Genomic DNA, 21,011 nt, shown 5'->3' on the forward strand with positions numbered 1-21,011 from the left:
CGGCGAGACCCGATGGATCTTGTCACCGGTTTTTGGTTACAAACGACAAACTGCTAACTGCTAACTACAAATTACTAAATACAAACTACAAACTCAGTGACTCCGCCGGTTCAGGCGACTGCGACGGGGAACGGATTGCGCTCGGCGAACGGCACCTGATGCCAGTACGGGTAGGCGAGGGGTTTCGCGCTGGCGGCATCGAGCCGGGCGACCTGTTCGGGCGTGAGGCTCCAGCCGACGGCGCCGAGGTTTTGCCGGAGCTGCTCCTCGTTGCGCGCGCCGATGATGACGGTGGAAACGGTGGGGCGCCGGAGCAGCCAGTTGAGCGCGACTTGCGGCACGGTTTTGCCCGTCTCGGCAGCGACGGCATCAAGGGCGTCGACGACGCGGTACAGGTAGTCGTCGTCCACTTGCGGTCCGCGATCGGTCACCTCTTTGTCATGCAGGCGGGTGGTTTCGGGGAGCGGCTGGCCGCGGCGGACTTTCCCGGTGAGGCGTCCCCAGCCGAGCGGGCTCCAGACGACCGCGCCGACTCCCTGGTCGAGGCCGAGCGGCATGAGTTCCCATTCGTAATCGCGACCGATGAGCGAATAGTAAGCCTGGTGAGCGACGTAGCGGGAGAGTCCGTATTTTTCGGATACGGCCAGCGCTTTCATGAGGTGCCAGCCGGAAAAGTTGGAGGCGCCGATGTAGCGGATTTTTCCGGCGCGGACGAGGTCATCGAGCGTGCCCAGCACTTCCTCGACGGGCGTGACGGCGTCGAAAGCATGCAACTGGTAAAGATCGATGTAATCCGTCCCGAGGCGGCGCAGGCTGCCCTCGACGGCGCGGATCAGGTAGTGACGCGACGAGCCGACGTCGTTGGGGCCGTCGCCGTTGCGGAACGTGCCCTTGGTCGAGATGAGCACGCGGTCGCGGCGGCCCCGGATTGCCTGCCCGAGGATTTCCTCGGCCTGGCCGGCGGAGTAGACGTCCGCGGAGTCGAAGAGGTTGAGGCCTGCCTCGAGCGCCACATCGACCAGGCGCGTGGCCTCGGCCACATCGCTGGCCCCCCATGCCTTGAAGAAGGCGTTGCCGCCGCCGAATGTGCCGGTGCCGAGAGCGAGCGCCGGCACCTTGAAACCTGAACGTCCCAGTTGCCTGTATTCCATGATGATTGAAAATCGGTTGAGCGCGCCGCGAACGGAGCGCTGCGCTCAACCTGCGCGCAGACTCGCCGTTATCAACCGGCCGGGCCGGGACTCGCTGGCATTTGACCGGTAGTTTTCGCGGATATCCGCGCGAAATTCGCCCGGCGCGACTCCGGTCTCCCGCCGGAAAAAGCGCGCGAAATACGAGGGGTCGTCGAAGCCGAGCCGGTAGGCGATCTCCGAGACGCTCAACCCGGAGTGGAGCAACAGCCGCCGGGCTTCCAGCAGCACCCGGGCGCGCACGTGTTCGCCGGCGGTGCGGCCGGTCTGCTCGCGGAGCGTGTCGTTGAGGTGCCCCGCCGTGACACCCAGAGTCCGGGCGTAGTCGCCGGGTGTGGTCGTGGTGCAAAATTTTTCTTCCAGCAGCACGCGGAACCGGCGCACCAGATCTGCGGCGCGCGTCATCCGGGCGGGCATGACGGTCGTCGTGCCGTTTGTGCCGGGAGCGGTGGTTGCCGGCGTTCCGGAAACCGGGAGGACCGGATCTGCATCGGTGGCCTCGGCTGTTGTGGCGGATGAGGCGGCGGCCGCCGCGTGGAGCCGCGCCGCCCATGCGAAGGCGATCCGCAGGTAGCCGCGCATGACCGGGAGCCAGTCGGGCGAGCGGGCGGCGAATTCGCGTTCGAGTTGCCCGGTCACACAATCGAGCGAGGACGCCGCGGGGTCGTTGTCGGCGACAGCGAGCACCGGCGGCGCGCCTCCGCCGAGCACGAACGGATAACCGAGCAGCGCGCTCGGCGGTGGTTCGCGTCCGTCGAAAAACGCCTCGGTAAATCCGATCATCGTGCCGCGCAGCCCGGCCGACGCCGGCCAGGCGTGGACCTGCCCGGGGCTGACGATGACCAGCGAGCGCCCGCGCAGGGTGTGGCGGTCGAAATCGTTGAAGTGCGAACCTTCTCCCGTGATCCAGAAAAACTCGAAGTGGTTGTGCCGGTGGCATTCCGAGCGGAGCGGGCAACATTCCAGCGAGTCCTCGATCCTCCCCACATGGATCCCGTGTGCGGCCATCCCGGCCGGAAGACAGCTATCGAGTGAATGGAGAGGGACTGGACGCCTGCTCATGATACCCCTGATGTTCGACGGATCGGCCTCCGGAGGCAACTCCGGGGGAAAAAATGCCGCGCGTCCACCGCGGCCTGTCGCTTTCTGTACTTCGGAGGCGGCGAAGGCGCAGTAGAGGGAACCGCTAAAGGACGCTAACGGACGCTAAACAAAGACATTGTCAGGCTGGATGAACGGACGATGTCTTCACCCGGCAGGTGAATGTCCCGGTCTCCTGATTCCATTATCAACCTGTTCTCCTTTAGCGACTTTTAGCGTCCTTTAGCGGTTTCAACTTCTGAATCGAGGCTTAAGGAAAGTTCTGAAAATTCATTTTTGAACAGAAGAAAACAAAGGAAACGAAGGTAAGAACAAAGAAGACTCTGAACAAGAAGTTATTTATTCTAAGAAAGTTAAACAGAAATGAACGGACGCCCGAGGCCGGAACCCGGGCGGTCCCCGCCTTCCTGCGTCGCGTGCTTGCCTCCGTCCGCCGCGCCCGGTTTGCTCGCCGGTTTATTTTCAAGCAACCGCACACCGAACTACACACCTGCCATGTCCGAGATCACCAGGAGTTACGAACCCGCCGACGTTGAGAAAAAATGGTATGCCGCCTGGCAGCAGGCCGGGGCCTTCGCCCCTGCCGCCGCCGTCCCCGGGCAGGAGACATACACCATCGTCATCCCGCCTCCCAACGTCACGGGCATCCTGCACATGGGCCATGTGCTCAACAACACCCTCCAGGACGCGCTCATCCGTCGCGCCCGCCTCGAAGGCAAGGCCGCCTGCTGGATCCCCGGCACCGATCACGCCGGCATCGCCACCCAGACGATGGTCGAAAAACACCTGCGCCAGACCGAAGGCAAAACCCGCCGCGATATCGGCCGCGACGCCTTCCTGGAACGCGTGTGGGCCTGGCGCGACGAGAAGGGCGACAAGATCCTGCAACAGCTCCGCGAACTCGGCTGTTCCTGCGACTGGGACCGCACCCACTTCACGATGGACCCCGGTTACTCGCGCGCCGTGCTCACGTCCTTTATCAAGCTCTTCGAGGCCGGCCACATCTACCGCGGCAAGCGCATGGTCAACTGGTGCCCCGCCTCGCTCACCGCCCTTTCCGACGAGGAAGTCGAGATGCGCCCGACCAAGGGTTTCATCTACCGCCTCCGCTACGAACTCGTCGAACCCTTCGACGCCTCGCCCGCATCCGCCGCCGCCGAGGCGGATGAAAACGTCTCCGTTCTCCCGCCCGAGGCGATCACCGACGGCCGCATCACCCACATCGTCCTCGAAACCACCCGCCCCGAAACCATCGCCGCCGACGTGGCCGTGGCCGTCCACCCCGACGATCCGCGCTACCGGCACCTCATCGGCAAAAAAGTCTGGCGCCCGCTCGGCGCGCGCGTGCCGATCCCGATCATCGCCGACGCCGCCGTCGATCCCGCCTTCGCCGCCGGCGCGCTCAAGGTCACGCCCGCGCACGACAAGGTCGACTTCGAGATCGGCCAGCGCCACCGCCTCCCGGTCATCGAATCCATCGAGGCCGACGGCACGATGAACCTCCACGCCGGCCCCGAACTCGCCGGCCTCGAACGCTTCGCCGCCCGCAAGAAGGCCGCGGAGGTTCTCCGCCAGCGCGGCGCTCTCATCGAGGAAAAACCCTACGAAAACAACGTCGGTTACTCGCAGCGCGCCGGCGTGCCCATCGAACCCCGGCTCACCCAGCAATGGTGGCTCCGCTACCCGCGCGTCGAGGAGGCGAAGCAGGTCGTCCGCGACGGCCTCATCAAGATGCACCCCGAACGCTGGACGAAGATCTACCTGCACTGGCTCGACAACATCCAGGACTGGTGCATCAGCCGCCAGCTCTGGTGGGGCCACCGCATCCCCGTCTGGTACGCGAAGGGCGTGGATCGCGAGAACCTCACCGAGGCCGACCTGCGCGACCCTGCAAAAATCCATGTCTCGCTCGACGGTCCCGCCGACCCGGAAAACTGGATACAGGAAGAAGACGTGCTCGACACCTGGGCCTCGTCCTGGCTCTGGCCTTTCGCCACGCAGGGCTGGCCCGACTTCGACGACGCGTCGCCGAAGCCGGTTCAGAGTTCAGGGTTCGGGGTTCAGGGTTCAAGCAACGGCTTCGTCCACCCGGACGCCCTTACGGCCGACAACTCCAAACCCGAAACTCCAAACTCCAAACAGCGCGCGTTCTACGCGCGCCATTACCCGACCACCACGCTCGCCACCGGCGCGGACATCATCTTTTTCTGGGTTGCCCGCATGATCATGGCCGGCCTCGAATTTGCCCGGCCCGGCGCGCCCGTCGAGGAGCGCATCCCCTTCCGCCACGTTTATTTCAACGGCATCGTCCGCGACAAGCAGGGCCGCAAGATGTCGAAAACCCTCGGCAACTCGCCCGATCCGCTCGACCTCATCGCCCGCTACGGCGCCGACGGCCTGCGCTTCGGCCTCCTGCAAATCGCGCCGCTCGGCCAGGACGTGAAGTTCGACGAGGACCGCATCGAGGCCGGCAAGAATTTCTGCAACAAGCTCTGGAACGCCTGCCGCTTCCGCCAGATGAGCGGGGCCGCGCCCGACGGCTCCGTCGTCACGCCCGACAACACCACGCTCGACGCCGTCCTTGCCCGCCTCGACGCGCAACAACTCGACGACGACGACCACGCACTCCTCTCCGCGCTCCTCGACACCATGCGCACGCTCGAACGCAGCTTTGCCGAATTCGAGTTCGCGGCGGCCACGCAGCGCCTGTATTCATTTTTCTGGAACGATTTTTGCGACTGGTACGTCGAAGTCGCCAAGGCCCGCGTCCAGGAACCGGCGGCCCGGGATCACGTCCTCGCGATCCAGGACCTCGTCATCCGCCAGTTCCTGCTCCTGTTCGAGCCGTTCGCGCCCTTCATCACCGAGGAACTCTGGCACCTGCTCGGCTATGCGAAGAGCGAGGCCGATTTCCTGCAACACACCCGGCTCGACACCGCCGACGCGCTCGTCGCCACGCTCGCCGCGCGCGGCGTGGCCGTGGACGCCGCCGCCACCGGTCGCGTGGAAAAGCTCCGGCAGGTCACCACGCTCGCCCGCCAGCTCAAGCTGGAGCAGAGCGTCGCGCAAAAACGCGACGTGAGGTTTTTCGCCGAGACCGCCATCGGCGACGAAGGCCAGGCCGCCTGGCTGGCGCTCGAATCCGCCGCCGCGAAGTTCACCCGCCTCGCCGGCGCCGCCGAACTTGCGCGCACCACGGAAAAACTCCCGCTGCCCGCCGTCGTGACGCCGCTCGGCACGCTTTATCTCGACACCGGCATCAAGGTCGATCCCGCCTCCGAGCGCGCCCGCCTCACGAAAGAGCGCGACCAAGTCGGCAAGCACATCGCCGGCACCGAGTCGCGCCTCGCCAACAAGGCGTTCACCGACAAGGCCCCGCCCGCCGTGATCGAGGGCGCCCGCAAGCAGCTTGCCGAACAGCAGGCCAAGCTCGCCGAGATCGAGCGCCTGCTGGCCGCGCTCGGGTGAGCCGGAGCGGCGGCGTCCCGAGGCTGTCTCGGAACCTGACGCGAAAGTCTCTGTAGCCGCATAAAGGCAAAACGGAATCGAATCAAAAGGCGTTTATGTGGCTACAGACGCCTTAAATTGGCCCAAAATGACATATCGCGAGGTTCCGAGACAGCCTCTCCCCGCCGCCGCTCCGTCGCCCGCGCCCGCGCCATCGGCCTCTTCACCTGTCCATTCGGGAGGGGAAAAAATGACCTGTGACCTTCCGACTTTTGACCTGCGATCGCCAGTCGCCCGCTGCAGCCTGCGCGGCCCCTGCTTTCCGGGCACGGCATCCACCTCCGCACCGCCTATCAGGTTCAACGGAAATCCCGATTGACCGCAGGGGACTTGCAACGTTTACTGCTTGGCGTCGTTTCGCCAAATGGAACGGCAAACGACACAAACTCAACCCGCCAATCACTCAACCCATCCGCCACTGACCTGACCCAATTTTAACCAACATCCATTTCGCGTAGCTTCGGCTGCTGTCTCCATCGAAACCTAGGAAATTTCGAAAGATCAAGGACATCGCTGAATGCGCCCCGTGCTGGGGCGCATTGAAAGCGTTCCTTGTAAGGCTCTCCTAGGTGCCCGATGGTGGACGCAAGTAAATGCGTCCCTTTTTTATGTTTATCCAGGAAAAACCCATCAATATATATGAATATCAGCAACAAATCTATAATTCGTGTTATTCTGGCGTCTGTCGCCATGTTTGCGGCGTTCCTTGTCGCTCATTCCGAAATGCCTCTTCCCACAGGCAAGGTATATTTTACCGGTCTGGATTCATGGGAAGTGTTTTCCAGAGGGGACTTAGACAACATCCCCACTTCTTCCGTTAGCCGGAACGTTCCTCTTGTTATCAGCAAAATCGGATCATACTATTACGCTGAACTCGAAGGAGGTGATGACCTCGGATGGGACGCGTTTCCATTGAACGACGATAATCAAAAACCTTCCAATTTCAACACGCTGGTCTGGCGGTTTGATTACTCCGGTTCCGGGGAAGGTCTCTGGACAGAGGAACGTCATATAAAGGTCGCACAGGTGGACGATGGCACATGGATGTTCTATTACACCAATTTTTACAGATGGAATGGAGTCGTGGACATGGAACCGGGACGCGTTGTGTTTGGTGTGATTACGCGTTCGCCGCTCCCTTCTGCTTCAGGGCTCGCGTGGATAAAGAATACAGCTGTGCACGGAATAAGTTTCTCCGGGAATCTCGGATATCCATCTATTGACGAGACATACCATTGGAAGCGGGCAGATAATATCACTAAGATCGGAGACTACTATTACTCATCAATAGACGGATCAAAACGCTATATTGCTTCGGGAAATTTCTTGAAATATGCAGATGCCGACACCGGAGCCGATTTCAAAAACAGGTTTTATGTGCAACTTTCAGGCAACCGTCTCGCTAGTTTCTTTCTGAACAAGGAAGGCCTCTGGATAACGGGCGGCGTTCAGGTTGAGTCATCCGAATCATCCAACGACAACACATCGTCACCTACCATCACCACCCAGCCGCAGGCCCGGAATGTGTGGCAGGGCGAAAACGCAACGTTCTCCGCGACGGCTACCGGACAGGGCGTGTTAAGCTACCAGTGGGCTTTCAACGGCAAGGCGATCAAGGGTGCGACGGGCAGCAGCTACACCATCGCCAAAACCACCGCGAAAAATGCGGGTAACTACACCGTGACGATCACTAACGCCAACGGTTCGGTTACGAGCGCCGCCGCCACGCTTACGGTCAACGTGCCACAAAAGCCCAAAATCACACAAAAACCCGTTGCGAAGGTCGAAACCGGTCTCGGCAAATCCGTGACGTTCACTGTTGCCGCCAGCGGCAACCCGCCGCCGACCTTCCAATGGATGAAGGACGGCCAGCCCATCCCCGGCGCGACCAGCGCGACGCTCACGATCGCTAATGTCACGGAGGGCAACCTTGGCAAATACACCTGCGTGATCACCAGCGGCCCGAACAAGGTGACGAGCAGCGCGACGACGCTCAGCGCCATCCTGCCGCCGCAAATCGAGACCCCTCCCCCCCCTGCCGGTGACATCACTTATGCGCTCGCCGCCAAGGGCGCGAAGCTCTCCGTCAAGGTCGCCAAAAACAAGGCGAAGCCCACCTATCTGTGGCTGCTCGACGGCGAACCCGCGCCCGGCGCGAACAACAAGGCGACCTACACCGCGAAGGCCGACGGTGTTTACAGCGTGCGCGTGACCAATGCCGCCGGGACGGTCGAGAAAAAGATCGCCGACATCAGACTCATCACGCCGCCGAAAGTCGCCAGTATCACGGCCAGCAAGACAAGCATCGTGGCGGGCGAGCCGGTGACGTTCACCGCGACCCTGCAAGGCGGCACGGGAACGCCGCCGCTCACATGGAAATGGATGCTCGGCAAAACCGTCCTCGCCACGCACACGACTACCGCGGCCACCGACACGTTTACCGCCGCCGCCATCACCGCCGCCGGGAAATACTCGGTGGAGGTGACCAACGGCGCGGGCAAGGTTGTCGGCAAGGCAAAGAGCAAGGCCGTCGCCATCAAGGTCGTCATCCCCGCCGCAATCACCTCGCAACCCGTCGGGGTAACGCTGGTCGAGGGCAAGGCCGTCAAGCTCACGGTCAAGGCGACCGGCACGGCGAAGCTCACGTATCAGTGGTACCAGATTGGCAGTGACGGCAAAACCGTCGCGCTCGCCGGAGCGACGAAGGCCACGCTTTCGCTCAAGGCGGCGAAGGGGACCAGCGTCGCCTCGCTGGCCGGCAAATATTGGGTAGTCGTGGACAACCCGGCCAACCGCCCCGTGAAGTCCAATATCGTGACGCTTGCTGCGTCCGCCGCGCCTGCCGCTGCCGGAATCAACACCCTGTCCGCCAATTCCCTCATTGCGGCGACACTGGCCAAACCCGAACTGGCCCCGGCCACGCTGCCGGTGGGCGCATCCCTTTCCTTCGAGGGGATCATGCTGACTCCAGGCGGTTCTGATACAAGCAGCCTGGGGAGCGACGACGCCGATACGGATGACGACGGCATAAGGGAGGTTTCGGCAACATGGGTTGCGGACGGCACCGATACAGACCGAACTTGCACTTGGACGCGAACCGGTCCCGACACGGCAACGCTGGCCTACACGCTGATCAACGACACGCTCGCAATTGGCGGCGACATCGCCACGAGCGAGGAGCACGGCTTTGTCGTGCTCGCCTTCACCTCGCAAACAGGCGGCACCTGGACGGTGACCGGTGACTTCGAGGATGAGCTTGCGGACGGCATGCCGGACGCGGGCGAGTTCACCGGCTCCGGCGTCTTCACCTACCGCGAACCGTAATCATCTGCCTTTATTCGCTGATGTTACGCATCTGCGTATAGGCTTCATCAGAAATCGTTATCTTTCCGCTGGCGGCGGCGGAAGCTCGCTGCATGGTAGCAGGCGGTCTCTCACGACCACGACTTTCCGCCACGCTTGCACTTTTCACGACTCATGGCCCGCCGCACCCTTGCCGCCGCTTCCGCTTCAACAACATCCGCATTTTCCGAATCTGAAAAACCGCGCCGGAAAACGTCCTCCGCTCTCGGCGACCTCGCCCGCCTGCGCGACGAGGTCCGGTTTCTCGGCTCCGTCCTCGGGGAAGTGATCCGCGAGGTGGAGGGCGAGGCGACGTTCGCCACCGTCGAACGCCTGCGCACCCTCGCCAAGGCCCGCCGCGGCCGGGCCGGCGGCGGACGCGATTCACGCCACGCGCGCGAATCGCACGCGGTCCGTGATGGAGCCGGCGACCAGCTTGACAAGGCCGTCGCCGCGCTCACGCCGGTGGAGGCCTTCAACCAGGCGATGGCCTTCACGCTGTACTTCGAGCTGGTGAACCTCGCCGAGGAAAATTTCCGCGTGCAACTCCTCCGCCTCCGCCGCGCCGAGCGGTCGGCGAATCCCGCGGCGCCGGCGCAACGCGAATCGTTCGACGCCGCCCTCGCCGAACTCCGGGCGAGCGGCGTCGGTCCGGCCGAGTTGCAGGAACTGCTCGACCGGATCGGCATCGAGCTGGTGTTCACCGCGCACCCCACCGAATCGAAACGCCGCACGCTGCTCACCAAGTTGCAGCGCCTGGCGCTCATCCTGCGCCAGCGCAACCCGCAGGCAACGGCCGATACGGCCGGCCTTGCCGCCCCGTCACCGGCGTCCGCGTCCGATGGCGTCCGCGATCCGGAAAGCGTCGCCAAAATCCGCCGCGAGGTCGCCTCGCTCTGGCTGACCGACCGCAGCCGCGTGGAGCGCCCCGGCGTCAACGACGAGGCGCGCACCGGCCTCTGGTATTTCAACACCACGCTCTACGATGTGCTGCCGCGCCTCCAGGCCGATCTCGAGCGCGCGCTGTCGCTGCACTACCCCGGCGTGCGCGCGCCGTCGCGCTGGTTGACGTTCGGCTCGTGGATCGGCGGCGACCGCGACGGCAACCCCAACGTCACGGCGGCGGTGTCGGCCGGGATTCTTGTCCTGCATCGCCGGCTGGCAGTCGAAAAACTGGCGGCGGCCACCCGCGAGCTCTCGCGCACGCTGACCGTTTCCGACCGGCGCGACGCCGTCACGCCGGAGCTGCGCCGCCTGCTGCGCGAGAACCGCCACCTCTCTCCGCACGTCGATGAACTCGGCAGCCGGTATCCGCACGAGCCCTACCGGCTCCTGCTCGCCGGGCTCGGCGCGCGGCTGGCGAAAGCGGCCGAGGAAGGCCGCGACGGCACCACCCTGCTCGGCGGACCGGTCGCGGACGAATCCTGCCTGCGCGAGGACACGCCCCGCGAGGTGTTCGGCGCGATCCGCCGCAGCCTCGAAGCCGGACGCGGGGCGCTCCTGGCCGAAGGTGAACTCAAGGACGCGGCGCACGTGCTGGACGTTTTCGGCCTGCACACGGCGCGGCTCGATATCCGCCAGCATTCCGGCCCGCACGAGGCGGCGGTGGCGGAGCTGCTCGAAGTGCCGGGCGTGGCCGGGGAAGGGGAGGGCGCGGCTGCGGCTCCGGTAAAAAATTACGCCCGGCTCGACGAGGCGGCGCGCCGCCAGGTGCTGGCGCGGGCGCTCGCGACGGCCAAGCCGCTGGACGCCCTGCAACGGTCCGAACTCTCCGCCGCCACGCGCAATGTCCTCGATCCGCTCGTGCTGGCGGCGCTCACCTCGGTCAAGTTCGGCTCCGGCGCGCTCGGTATCTATATCATCAGCATGACGGACGATGTTTCCGATGTGCTCGAAGTGGCGCTGATCATGCGCCTGGCCGGCGCGGACCTGCCGATCGCCCCGCTGTTCGAAACGCTCGACGACCTCAACCGCGCTCCCGACATCCTCGCGCAGCTTTTCGCGCACCCGGCCTACGCCGGCCTGCTGGAGGCGCGCGCGCGGCACCAGCACGTGATGCTCGGCTACTCCGATTCCAACAAGGACTGCGGCTACCTCACCGCCAACTGGGCGCTCTACCAGGCGCAGGAAACCATCGTCGCCGCCTGCCAGGCCAGCGGCGTGCGGGTGACGCTCTTTCACGGACGCGGCGGCAGCATCGCCCGCGGCGGCGGCCCGGCGGCGCGCGCCATCCTCGCCCAGCCCGCCGGCCTGCGCGATGGCGGCATCCGCATTACCGAGCAGGGCGAAGTGCTCTCCACGCGTTATCACGACCGCGACCTCGCCCACCGCATCCTCGAACAGATGGCCTACGGCGTGCTCCTTGGCGCGCACGCCGCCCGCAACGTGCAGCCGCCGGCCGCGGCGTGGGTGCAGGCCATGGAAACGATGAGCGAAGCCGGTTTCGCGGCCTACAGGAAACTCGTCCATGACGACCCCGAGTTCTTGCAGTTCTGGAAACAGGCCACGCCGATCGACGAGATCAGCAACCTGAAGCTCGGCTCGCGTCCCAGCTACCGGCGCGCCACGCAAAGCGTTTCCGACCTGCGCGCCATTCCCTGGGTGTTTTCCTGGATGCAGAGCCGCTTCAATTTCCCCGGCTGGTACGGGCTCGGCTCGGCGCTCGAGGCGGTGTTGCGGCGCGGCGCGGCCGGCAGGAAATTGCTGCGCACGATGCACGCCGGCTGGCCGTTTTTCCGGACGTTGATCGACAACGCCGAACTGACCATGCGCAAGGCCGACATGGGCATCGCCCGGCTCTACGCCTCGCTGGTCGAGGATGAAGGCGTGCGCGAGCGGATGCTGCGGGCGCTTGCCGACGAGTTTGCGCGCGCCGAGCGGGCGATCCTCGCCATCACGGGCCGCAAGCAGTTGCTGGCGCGCGAGCCGGTGCTGCTGCGTTCGGTCGAGCTGCGCAATCCCTACATCGACCCGCTCAATTACCTGCAGGTGGAGATGCTTCGCCGTCTCCGCGCCGGCGGCCTGTCGAAGGCGGACGAGGAGGCCGTGCGCGCCGTGGTCGAGCTGACGATCAATGGCATCTCGGGCGGGCTGAAAAACACCGGATGAGCTACCGGGGATTCATTTCTGAACAGAAGGAAACAAAGGAAACGAAGGTAAGAATAAAGAAGATTCTGAATAATAAATTGTTTGTTTTAAACAAGTTAAGAAAGAATGAACGGCAAGTGTCCTTGGTTGTTCTTCGTTCTCTTCGTTGCCTTCTGTTCAATTTTCAGGAGTTCCCTGTTTTTTTCTTTTTGGGCGGAGGGGGGAGCGGTCTTGCCTTGGGCTGGCCGGTTTTTTTATCGAATTCGACCGTCTTGCCTTTCTCGACGTCCTTGAGCCACTCCATGCCGCGGTTGTCGAAATAGGCGGTTGCGATCTCGTCACCGAGCTTTTGGCGGATATGGTTGCGGGTGTCGCCGGCGAGGGCGGCGAGGGCGGCTCTTTTGCCCTTCTCGTCGAGCGTGGGATCGGTGGCGATCCGGCGGGATTTGTGCGCCACCTCGTCGCGCAGGGCATAGACCTGCGCGGGGGTTTCCGGGGGCAGGTTGAAGCGCTCCGTGGCGTTCCTGAGCAGGCTGTAGTCGCCGGTGTTCCGGGCGACGAGGGAGGTGTCGAGGCGGTCGTCGGTGAGGAGGGAGTTGCGGAGGGCGTCGAGCGGGGCGCGCGCCTGGCGGCGGAGTTCACGTTCGGCGTCGTTGGCGGGTCGGGAGCCGGGCGGGAACTGGTCGTCGAAGGCTTTTTGCAGGGCGGCGAGCTGGAGAGTCTCGCTTTCGGTGAGGTTGTAGAGCGTGGCGTCCTGGCGCAGGTTGCGGTTCTGGGCGACGTAATACCGGATGTATTCGTCGGGGGAGAGCAGGGCGGCGATGTCGCGTTGCTCCTCGGCCCGGAGCATATCGAAGCCGCCTTTGTCGGTGGCGGTGCGGAAGCCGCGGGATTGTGCCCAGGTGTCGTTGCGGAGTTCGCCGTAGTCGTTCTGGACTTCGAGGAGTTGCGCGATTTTTTCGTCGGAGAGCCAGGGGTTTTGTTTGCGGAGGTTTTCGATGCGACGGGGGTCCGGACCGAGGAGGGTGTTCAGTTCGGCGTTCAGGTCTTTGTATTTCTGGGCATACTCTTTCTGGAATTGCAGGTATTCGGGATTGTCGTTCGGGCGTGCATTTTGCCACCAGGGGCGGTCGTCGGCGAAGCGTTCCTGCGCCTCGCGGCGGTGTTCCTTTTCCAGATGGAGCCTGGCCGTGCCGCGGACGATCTGGCGGATGTCCTCCTCGGCCATGCCGGTTTTGCGGAGGGCATCGAGGAGTGAAGAGGCGTCGCCGTGGTTGATGGCGTTGAGGAGAACCGAGTCGGTACGCGTGAGGCCGGCGCGGGCGGCGTCGGATGCGGAGAGGCGGACCGGGGTGGAAGGGAGGCGCGGGGCGTCCGGGCCGGAGCGGAGTGAGGCCTTGATGCCGCCGGTCGCGAGGGTATCGGCCGTGCGGTGTTCCCGGACGAGCATCGCGCCGAGGATGAGCACGGCCGCGCACAGCGTGATATTGAGGCGGACGGAGCGGCTGAGACGGCGGCGTTCGCGTTCGGGGAGGGATGCGGCGGGCGAAGGGTCGGGGGGACGCATGGGTTGCATGACAGTAGCCCGCACCCGTTTGTTCAACGTTCGTTTTGGGCGGGAGTGCCGGCAGGGGTGTAATCGGAAGGGGTGGTGGCACGGGCTCCGGTCTCCGGTGCTTGCGGCAGCAATGACAGGAAAGAGGACGCTTCGCCGGCATTCCGGCTTTTGAGGAATTTTTTCCATGCCTCATCGGGAGGCAGACTGTTTTCGGTACCAGAAACCGGCTGGGCAATGGCCTGCTCCACCGGTGGGTCGCGAGGTATCAGCCAGGGCTTGAAAACGAAGAAGAGAGCGATGACGGAAGCGGCCAGATTATGACGCAGAGGGTAACGACGGAGGGTCTTTTCATGAGATGCGATGCTCTTCCGGTTTGGCAGGAATCAGGCAAGTATAGCTCGTCCGCCACAGGCAGGTATGTATCGCAGAAATGTTGCAACACGGGGAATTACGTGAAGAATGTGCGAAAGCCTGCTTGACGACTCATAAGATTTTTCATGGAACTTGATTGTTCCCACCGTTTTTGACGGCTTCACCCTTCAATCCCTCGAAACCATGAAAGTTCGCCTCCTGTCCCTGTACGCTGCGTTGTCAGCATTGTTGCTCCCCACCTCCCTTCTGGCCGATGAACCTTCCCGTGGCACCGTTGTAATGGTCTCATCAATCGGGACTTGGGTTATTCTTTCGTCGATTTTCACGATCCGCAAGCGCCACCGGAAAGCCGCCAGCGCAACAGACACCGCCAAGCCCGATCAGCAATCCTGAACTGCGAAGGAGACCCGACAATGAAAAAGACGGGAATTCGCAGCAGGTTGCCCCGGGCAACCGGACTTGTCACGTCCATTCTGGCCGCACTCGGCCTCGCCGTTTCGGTAACAGCAGCCACGGTGCCGTTCATCGACGACTTCGAGACGGCGGGCGGCTACACGGCCGGTCCTCTCTCTGCCAGCGGCAGCCATCCTTGGACATTCGCTGCGCCGCTGTCGGCGGAGATCGTCACGAGCGGCTTTTCCGGCGACCAGTCGCTGTCACTGCTCGGCAAGGGCTGGCTGGATTTTACTCCGGAGAACCCCGGGCAGTACCCCGTTACCTGGATCGACTTCTACACCCGTCCGGTTTTCTCGCCTGCAGCCGAAGCCCTGCCGAAGCTGAAGAATCTGCATCGGACCGTAGCCACCGGTTTTGTCGTGGCGGATGCTGCGACCGGCGAACTGTATGCTGCCAGCGGCGATGGCGCAGGCGGAGGAGAGTGGATTGCCACCGGCCATCATGTATCGCTGGCCACCGATGACAGCAACCGTTCGGCCAACTGGTTGCGGATCTCGTACCGGATCGACTACCCGCTCAAGCGGTGGGATCTGTTTGTGGACGGCCAGCTCGTGTTGCCGAACCTCGCGTTTCTTGACAACACGCAGACCGGCTTTTCGCAGTTCTCCCTGCGCGGTGACGAGGAAACCGCCGCGTTCCTCGACTATTTTTACGTGGGCGGCGACAACCCGCTCTACGCCGATGCCTCCGGCGACGGCATTCCCGACTCCTGGCTGATCGCCCACGGACTGAGCACCGCGATCAACCAGCGCGACCTCGATCCGGACCACGACGGCCTGAGCAACCTGCAGGAATACCTGCTCGGCACCGATCCGACGAAAGCCGACACCGACAACGACGGCGTGTATGATGGCCGTGAGGTGGCCCGCGGCACCGATCCGAAGACCGCCGAAACGCATCCGCTCGGCGCGGTCCCGTTTGCCGACAGTTTTGAAGCCGACGCGCCCGGTGCCTTTGCCGACGGCACCCGGCTGTGGCAGGTCGAAGTTACGGGGGAAAATTCCGCGGTCGAAGTCCTGTCCGCCCCGACGCCGCTTTCCGATGGCGGCAGCCACTACCTGAGCCTGACTGGTTCGGGCATTCGCGTGGAACGCAGTTTCGCTTCCGACCCCGCTTCCGGAAACAACGAACAATCCGTGTGGCTCGACTTCCGGCTCCAGGCCGCTCCGCGCCGCGAGGCCCCTGCCATCCCGGCCGATGTTGCCGCAGTCTTTTATGTCTCCGAGGAAGGTTACCTGATGGCGCTCGACGGCGACGGAGCCGGCGGCGGCGTCTGGCACGGCCTGATCCCCGTCACTGCGGGTAACTGGCACCGGATCACATTGCGGCTCGACTACGGGACGCAACGCTGGTCACTCTGGCTCGACGGCGTCCGCTACGGACAAAACCTCGGCTTTGCCCGTCCCGTTCCGTTCTTCTCCGGCTTTGCCGTGCAACACAGCGAACGCCCTGCGAATCCCGCCGCGCTCGATGACTTCCGGGTGACGATTGGCGCAACCGTAGCCGATGAACCGGCCGACCTGGACAACGACGGCGACGGCCTGACCAATGCGCAGGAACGCGCCCTCGGCACCGATCCGGACAATCCCGACACCGATGGCGACGGCATCCGTGACAACATGGAAATCGCTCTCGGGCTCGATCCGCTCTCGCCGGAAGGCATGATCGCCAAACTGGTGGACGAGGGCAACGGCACCTGGGCCTGGCGCACGCAGTTCTCCACTGCCGAAGGTTACGAAACGGGCCCGCTCGATGGCCAGCTTGGCTGGCAGGCGACCGGAGCGGCTACCGTCACCGGCGAGGAAGCCGTCCTGCACGCGCCCGATGCGGACACACCCGCCACGCTCGAACACGTGATCGGGGCCGGCGGTATTGACCGCGTCTGGCTTTCCTTCCGCGCCAGACTCGAAGTCGGACGCCTGCCCGATCCGGCGTCGATCACCGGAAAAATTTCCAGCCTCTTCGGCTACCGTAACGAGGGCAAACTATCGATCTACGACGCCCCGACCGGCAAGTGGGTGGAGCACGACGTGCAAAACCTCGTGACCGCGGCTGGCGACTGGAATGATTATGTCCTGTACCTGGACTATCGCGAACACCGCTGGCTGCTGGCAGTCAACGGCCGCCTCGTGGCGCGCGACATCGGATTCCGCGACATCGGCCTGACGACGATCGCGCGCATCCGGATGATGCAGGAAGGTAGCGACCGCGAGACCCCGCACGAAGCCCGCTTCGACGACATCGTGGTGAGCAACACCGAACCGGCCGGCCTCGACTTCGACGGCGACGACCTGACCAACGAGGAAGAACGCCTGCTCGGCACCGATCCCTTCAACGCCGACACCGACGGTGACGGGATGCCCGATGGATGGGAAGTGATTCACGGCCTCAACCCGCTCAATCCGGCTGACGCCTCCGCTGACCCGGACAAGGACGGCATTCCCAACCTTGCCGAGTTTTTGAACAACCTTGATCCGACCCAAGCGGACGGCCCGCAGACCGGTATCATCATCCTTGAAGAGTGGAACAATCTGACCGGCTCCGCCGTGTCGAACCTCACCGGCAACGGCAACTTCCCGCTCAAGCCGACAAAAATCACCACGCTCGACAAGCTGGAGTATGGCCCCGAATACGGGGACAACTACGGCACGCGCATTCGCGGCTTCCTCGTGCCGCCGGTGGACGGAAATTACGAATTCTGGATTGCCGGCGACTACAGCGCCGAACTCTGGCTGAGTCCGACCGACAGCCCGTTTGACCGCAAGAAGATCGCCAGCGTGGCCCGCAGCACGGCCACGCTCCGGGAATGGGACGCGCAGGCCACCCAGGCCTCCGGCGTCATTCCGCTCCGGGCCGGGCAGCACTATTACATCGAGGTCCTGCACAAGGAATCCACCGGCACTGATCACTTGTCCGTGGGGTGGCGGATTCCGGGCGGTACAAAAGTGGAAGTCATCACCGCCGCGCACCTGGCGACGTTTGTGCCTCGCGCCGACGACCTCGACGGCGATGGCCTGCCCGATGCCTGGGAACAGCAATACGGCATCAGCACCGTTTACGGCTACGGCGTTCATGGCGCTTACGGAGACAAGGACGGCGACGGTCTCAATAACCTGCTCGAATACCAGCTCGGCACGCATCCCGGACAAAAGGACACGGACGGCGACGGGGTGAGCGACAGCGACGAGGTCAACCGCCTCGGCTCCGACCCGACCGTGGCCGACGTGCAGGTCCCGCAGACCATCGGCAGCCAGGCCGGCAACACCGGCACGTCCGTGACCGGTTCCTGGATCGAGGCGGACGACGGCAGCGGGGCGATGATCACGCAGACCCCCCGCGCCGCGCTCGACTTCACGATCACGGTTCCGGCCGACGGCGTGTATCAACTCGAATTCGAGGCGAAGAGCGGAAGCAACCCGACGACCGACACGACCTTCCCGGTGGAAATCTCCGTCGATGGCCAGGTTGTCGGCCGCATCAACTTCGTGCTGCCCAAGACCGGTGCGATCACCCTCGGCCGCATCATCACGCCCTGGCTGACCGCCGGCACGCACACGGTGCGCTTTTATTACGACGGCGCGCTCAGCTACCGCTACCTGCAACTCAACGCGGTTCGCGTACAGAGTTTTGGCGGCGTCGATGCCGACAACGACGGCACGCCCGACTGGATGGCGGCCCGGATCACCGGAGCCAACAGCCTCCGCCCGTTGCCAACGCAGAGCTACGTTTCGCCGCTGTTCGTGGAAGGCACCGCCCGGTACTTCAACCTGCTGGCGGTCTCCGCCGACGGCGAATCCGTCACCGCCACGCCCGCGCCCTCGTGGGGCTGGTTCACCAATGTGCCCCTGTCGGCCGATCCGGAGGAAACCGTGCTGGTCGAGGCCGCGTTCGAGAACGGCGCGCTGCGCCAGTCGGCCCGCGTCTCCTGGAAGGCGCTCGACCTGTCCGGCGAGTTGTCCGACCTGCCGGAAAGAAAGCTGCGCATCCGCAAGGGTGACAGCCTGCTCTTCGCTTCCGCCGGTTCCGGCAGCAGCCTCGCCATCGAGCGTACCGACGCCACCACGCAGGTTCTTCCGATGGAGGAAACCGCGCCCCTGCCCGTCCTCTTCGATCAGGCCGGCACGTTCACCGTCACGGCCGTAGCCGTTCCCGAAGAAGTGGGTGGCGAAAGCACGCTCTCGGAAGCGTTCACGGTCGAGGTCATCGAGGCCGAGTTCAACGGCGATCCGGTTGCCGGCGTCGGCTTCGGCACGCTTGTCACCTGGGACAACCCGAAGATCCGCGCCGCCGACGGCCTCTTTATCGAGGTGGACCAGGGCATCCTGCTGGAAAAGGCGTCCACCCTCTCCGGAGGCGGCACCCGGTTCAACCTTGCCTCGTCGAATCTCGGCAAGAGCTACGCCATCGCCCGCCTCTCGGAAGAGGGCCCGGTTATCAGCCAGGCGGCCGTCACCGGCTTGCAGGTGCGCAGCAACGAGAAGACGGCCGTGGATGCGCTGACCTTCTATCCGGATGGCAGCATCCTTTACGGCACGACAATCCAGCTTAGCGAGGTCACGCCCGACACAAAGGTCGTCGTGGAAATCTTCCTCAAGGGCGTCACCTTCGAAGACGGCACCACGAAAAAGACCTTCACGGCGGCGGATTTCGACGCGCTCGGCAGGATCTATGTGAAATTCCTGTACACGCCGGGTGCCTCGAAAAATTCCTTCTGCCACCGCATCCACGTCTACAACGGCAGCACCTACCTCGGAACGTTCTAACCCTCCCTCCGGCCAGCCATGATCCCTGCCATCTCCCGAGTGTCCTCAAGCGAAGTCACACGGGCTTCCGGCCAGCAATGTGGCATGGGCATCCTGCCCATGATGTGGCGCGGGCGTCCCGCCCGCCTGCGGCAGGGTGTGTACCTGCTGGCTGGTATTCTTCTGTCTGCGTTATCCGACTGCATCGCGCCGGCAGTCCGGGCTGCGGATGCCCCGTCCATTCAGATCCGTGCCGGGAAAACGGATACGCATGGCGTGGCGGATTCGGTCGCCCCGGAAGGTGAAGTGCGGGAGGCCCCGCCGTCACCGACGCTCGCCACCGCGCTCTCGTTAAAAACCGGACTTCCGTTCGATGAACGACTGGCGGTTGTGCATGCGCTCCCGGCGATTCTTTCGCCTGACCACATCGTCGCGCTCACGGCGTTTGTCTCCGCCCGCTCCGGCCCCGCCGGCCTCGACGCAGGCGAGATTTACGCCCTCAAAAACGACGCCATCAATGCCCTCACCCGCCAGCAGGGTTTTGTAGAAAAACTGGTACCAATTCTGGCCGGAGTATATGCCGACAGGAAGCAGGATGCGGTCATGCGCGACTACGCCCTGCAACACCTCGCCGTCATCGCGCTTGATGGCAGCAAAGCCTATAAATGGGTGCAGCATTGGCAGGCCGTCGGCGCAGCCGATGCCGAGCCGGAACTGGCTGCCACGGCCATGCTGCACCTCGTTTCCGCCAGCGAGAAAAACAGCCTGAGCGCAGCGCAGAAACAGAAACTCGAATCCGCCGCCCTTCGCATGGCTTCCGATAAAGACAAGCCGGATGTCTCCCGCATCACCGCCCTGCAAGTTTGCACAAGGCTCAAGGTATCAGCCGCCCGCCAACTGGCCTTTAGCTTGGCACAGTCGCCCGAAGCCGGTTTCCCGCTGCGCATCTCCGCCATCGCGGCCTTGGGCGATCTTGGACAGGGTGACGAGCGCATTGTCTCCCTTTTGAAAAACTATGCGGACGGAGGCGAAAGACGCCTCCGCGTCCCCGCCCGCTCCGCCCTTCAACATATCCAGCACTAAATCTCTCAATCCTCCCATTCCTCGCCATGTCGTTCCTCACCCGATTCCTCCGCTCCAGACTGTTGCGCACAGGCTTCCTCGCCGTGTTCCTTTCGGCGTCCCTTTGCCTCGCCGTTACCCATAATCCAAAGGGAACTGAGAATGATAAAAATGCGTCTGATATATGGATACAAAGTGTCCAAGCGTCACTAAATACAAACAATAATACGATAACCGTGACTGTAACCCTCGGAGAAAAAATGAAGGGAGATGGTAGCGGTAGCGCATTGGGCAGAGAAGCCGCTGAGGTCGAAATTTATGCTCAAGGGAAATCTAAACCAGTATGGAAAGCCACTCCTAAAGAAGGAAGTGGAAATAAGATTTATGAACTTAAAAATTCAAATGTCGATGCATGTGTTATTGATGTAAAAGCGTACGGGAAAGTAAGTGGCGAGAAAACCGGACCAGATATAAAGAATGATGTTCGTGTGAAAGCATCAGGTTCTGTTGGTAGCGGTGGTGGTGGAAATAATAGTATTGATGTGTCCTATGAGCTTGGTTTTGACAGCTATGGAAATGGTGGCGCCAATGTTT

At 63.3% G+C, this 21,011-nt stretch carries 11 protein-coding genes; 7 read left to right on the forward strand and 4 right to left on the reverse strand.

What is annotated here, in order from left to right; translation table 11 throughout:
* Positions 1 to 110: 110 nt before the first annotated feature.
* Together OPIT5_23580 and OPIT5_23585 are read right to left on the reverse strand one after the other, a co-directional pair.
* Entirely contained in the window at positions 111 to 1,151 is a 1,041-nt protein-coding gene (locus tag OPIT5_23580) for an aldo/keto reductase (GenBank protein ID AHF92741.1), read from the reverse strand.
* Between the two features lie 45 nt (positions 1,152 to 1,196).
* The gene (locus OPIT5_23585) at positions 1,197 to 2,198 is read right to left on the reverse strand and encodes an AraC family transcriptional regulator (protein AHF92742.1); all 1,002 of its coding nucleotides are present in this window, start codon (positions 2,196 to 2,198) and stop codon (positions 1,197 to 1,199) included.
* 588 nt (positions 2,199 to 2,786) lie between these two features.
* Between OPIT5_23585 and OPIT5_23590 the strand changes: the two genes are divergently transcribed.
* From OPIT5_23590 to OPIT5_23600, 3 genes are all read left to right on the forward strand, one after another.
* A complete protein-coding gene (locus OPIT5_23590) occupies positions 2,787 to 5,759 on the forward strand; it encodes a valyl-tRNA synthetase (protein ID AHF92743.1) in 2,973 nt (990 codons plus the stop codon).
* 1,365 nt (positions 5,760 to 7,124) lie between these two features.
* Complete coding sequence (locus tag OPIT5_23595; GenBank protein ID AHF94695.1) at positions 7,125 to 9,122, forward strand: hypothetical protein; 1,998 nt, start codon at positions 7,125 to 7,127, stop codon at positions 9,120 to 9,122.
* Between the two features lie 153 nt (positions 9,123 to 9,275).
* On the forward strand, positions 9,276 to 12,248 hold the full coding sequence (locus OPIT5_23600; protein ID AHF92744.1) for a phosphoenolpyruvate carboxylase: 2,973 nt from the start codon (positions 9,276 to 9,278) through the stop codon (positions 12,246 to 12,248).
* 163 nt (positions 12,249 to 12,411) lie between these two features.
* On the opposite strand, the gene OPIT5_23605 is transcribed toward OPIT5_23600, so the two are convergent.
* Both OPIT5_23605 and OPIT5_23610 read right to left on the reverse strand, forming a co-directional pair.
* A complete protein-coding gene (locus OPIT5_23605) occupies positions 12,412 to 13,803 on the reverse strand; it encodes a hypothetical protein (protein AHF92745.1) in 1,392 nt (463 codons plus the stop codon).
* 23 nt (positions 13,804 to 13,826) lie between these two features.
* Positions 13,827 to 14,033 (reverse strand): hypothetical protein, encoded by a 207-nt coding sequence (locus OPIT5_23610; protein AHF94696.1) that lies wholly within the window; start codon positions 14,031 to 14,033, stop codon positions 13,827 to 13,829.
* A 307-nt stretch (positions 14,034 to 14,340) separates the two neighbouring features.
* On the opposite strand from OPIT5_23610, the gene OPIT5_23615 reads away from it, so the two are divergent.
* From OPIT5_23615 to OPIT5_23630, 4 genes are all read left to right on the forward strand, one after another.
* Complete coding sequence (locus tag OPIT5_23615) at positions 14,341 to 14,550, forward strand: hypothetical protein (protein AHF92746.1); 210 nt, start codon at positions 14,341 to 14,343, stop codon at positions 14,548 to 14,550.
* A 20-nt stretch (positions 14,551 to 14,570) separates the two neighbouring features.
* A complete protein-coding gene (locus OPIT5_23620; GenBank protein ID AHF92747.1) occupies positions 14,571 to 19,376 on the forward strand; it encodes a beta-glucosidase in 4,806 nt (1,601 codons plus the stop codon).
* A gap of 84 nt (positions 19,377 to 19,460) precedes the next feature.
* The gene (locus OPIT5_23625; protein AHF94697.1) at positions 19,461 to 20,438 is read left to right on the forward strand and encodes a hypothetical protein; all 978 of its coding nucleotides are present in this window, start codon (positions 19,461 to 19,463) and stop codon (positions 20,436 to 20,438) included.
* Between the two features lie 249 nt (positions 20,439 to 20,687).
* Positions 20,688 to 20,846 carry a hypothetical protein gene (locus OPIT5_23630; protein ID AHF94698.1) on the forward strand — a complete coding sequence of 53 codons (159 nt, stop codon included), beginning with the start codon at positions 20,688 to 20,690 and terminating at the stop codon, positions 20,844 to 20,846.
* Positions 20,847 to 21,011 lie beyond the last annotated feature (165 nt).

The sequence above is a fragment of the Opitutaceae bacterium TAV5 genome (assembly GCA_000242935.3).
In the GTDB taxonomy this organism is placed as follows: domain Bacteria; phylum Verrucomicrobiota; class Verrucomicrobiia; order Opitutales; family Opitutaceae; genus Geminisphaera.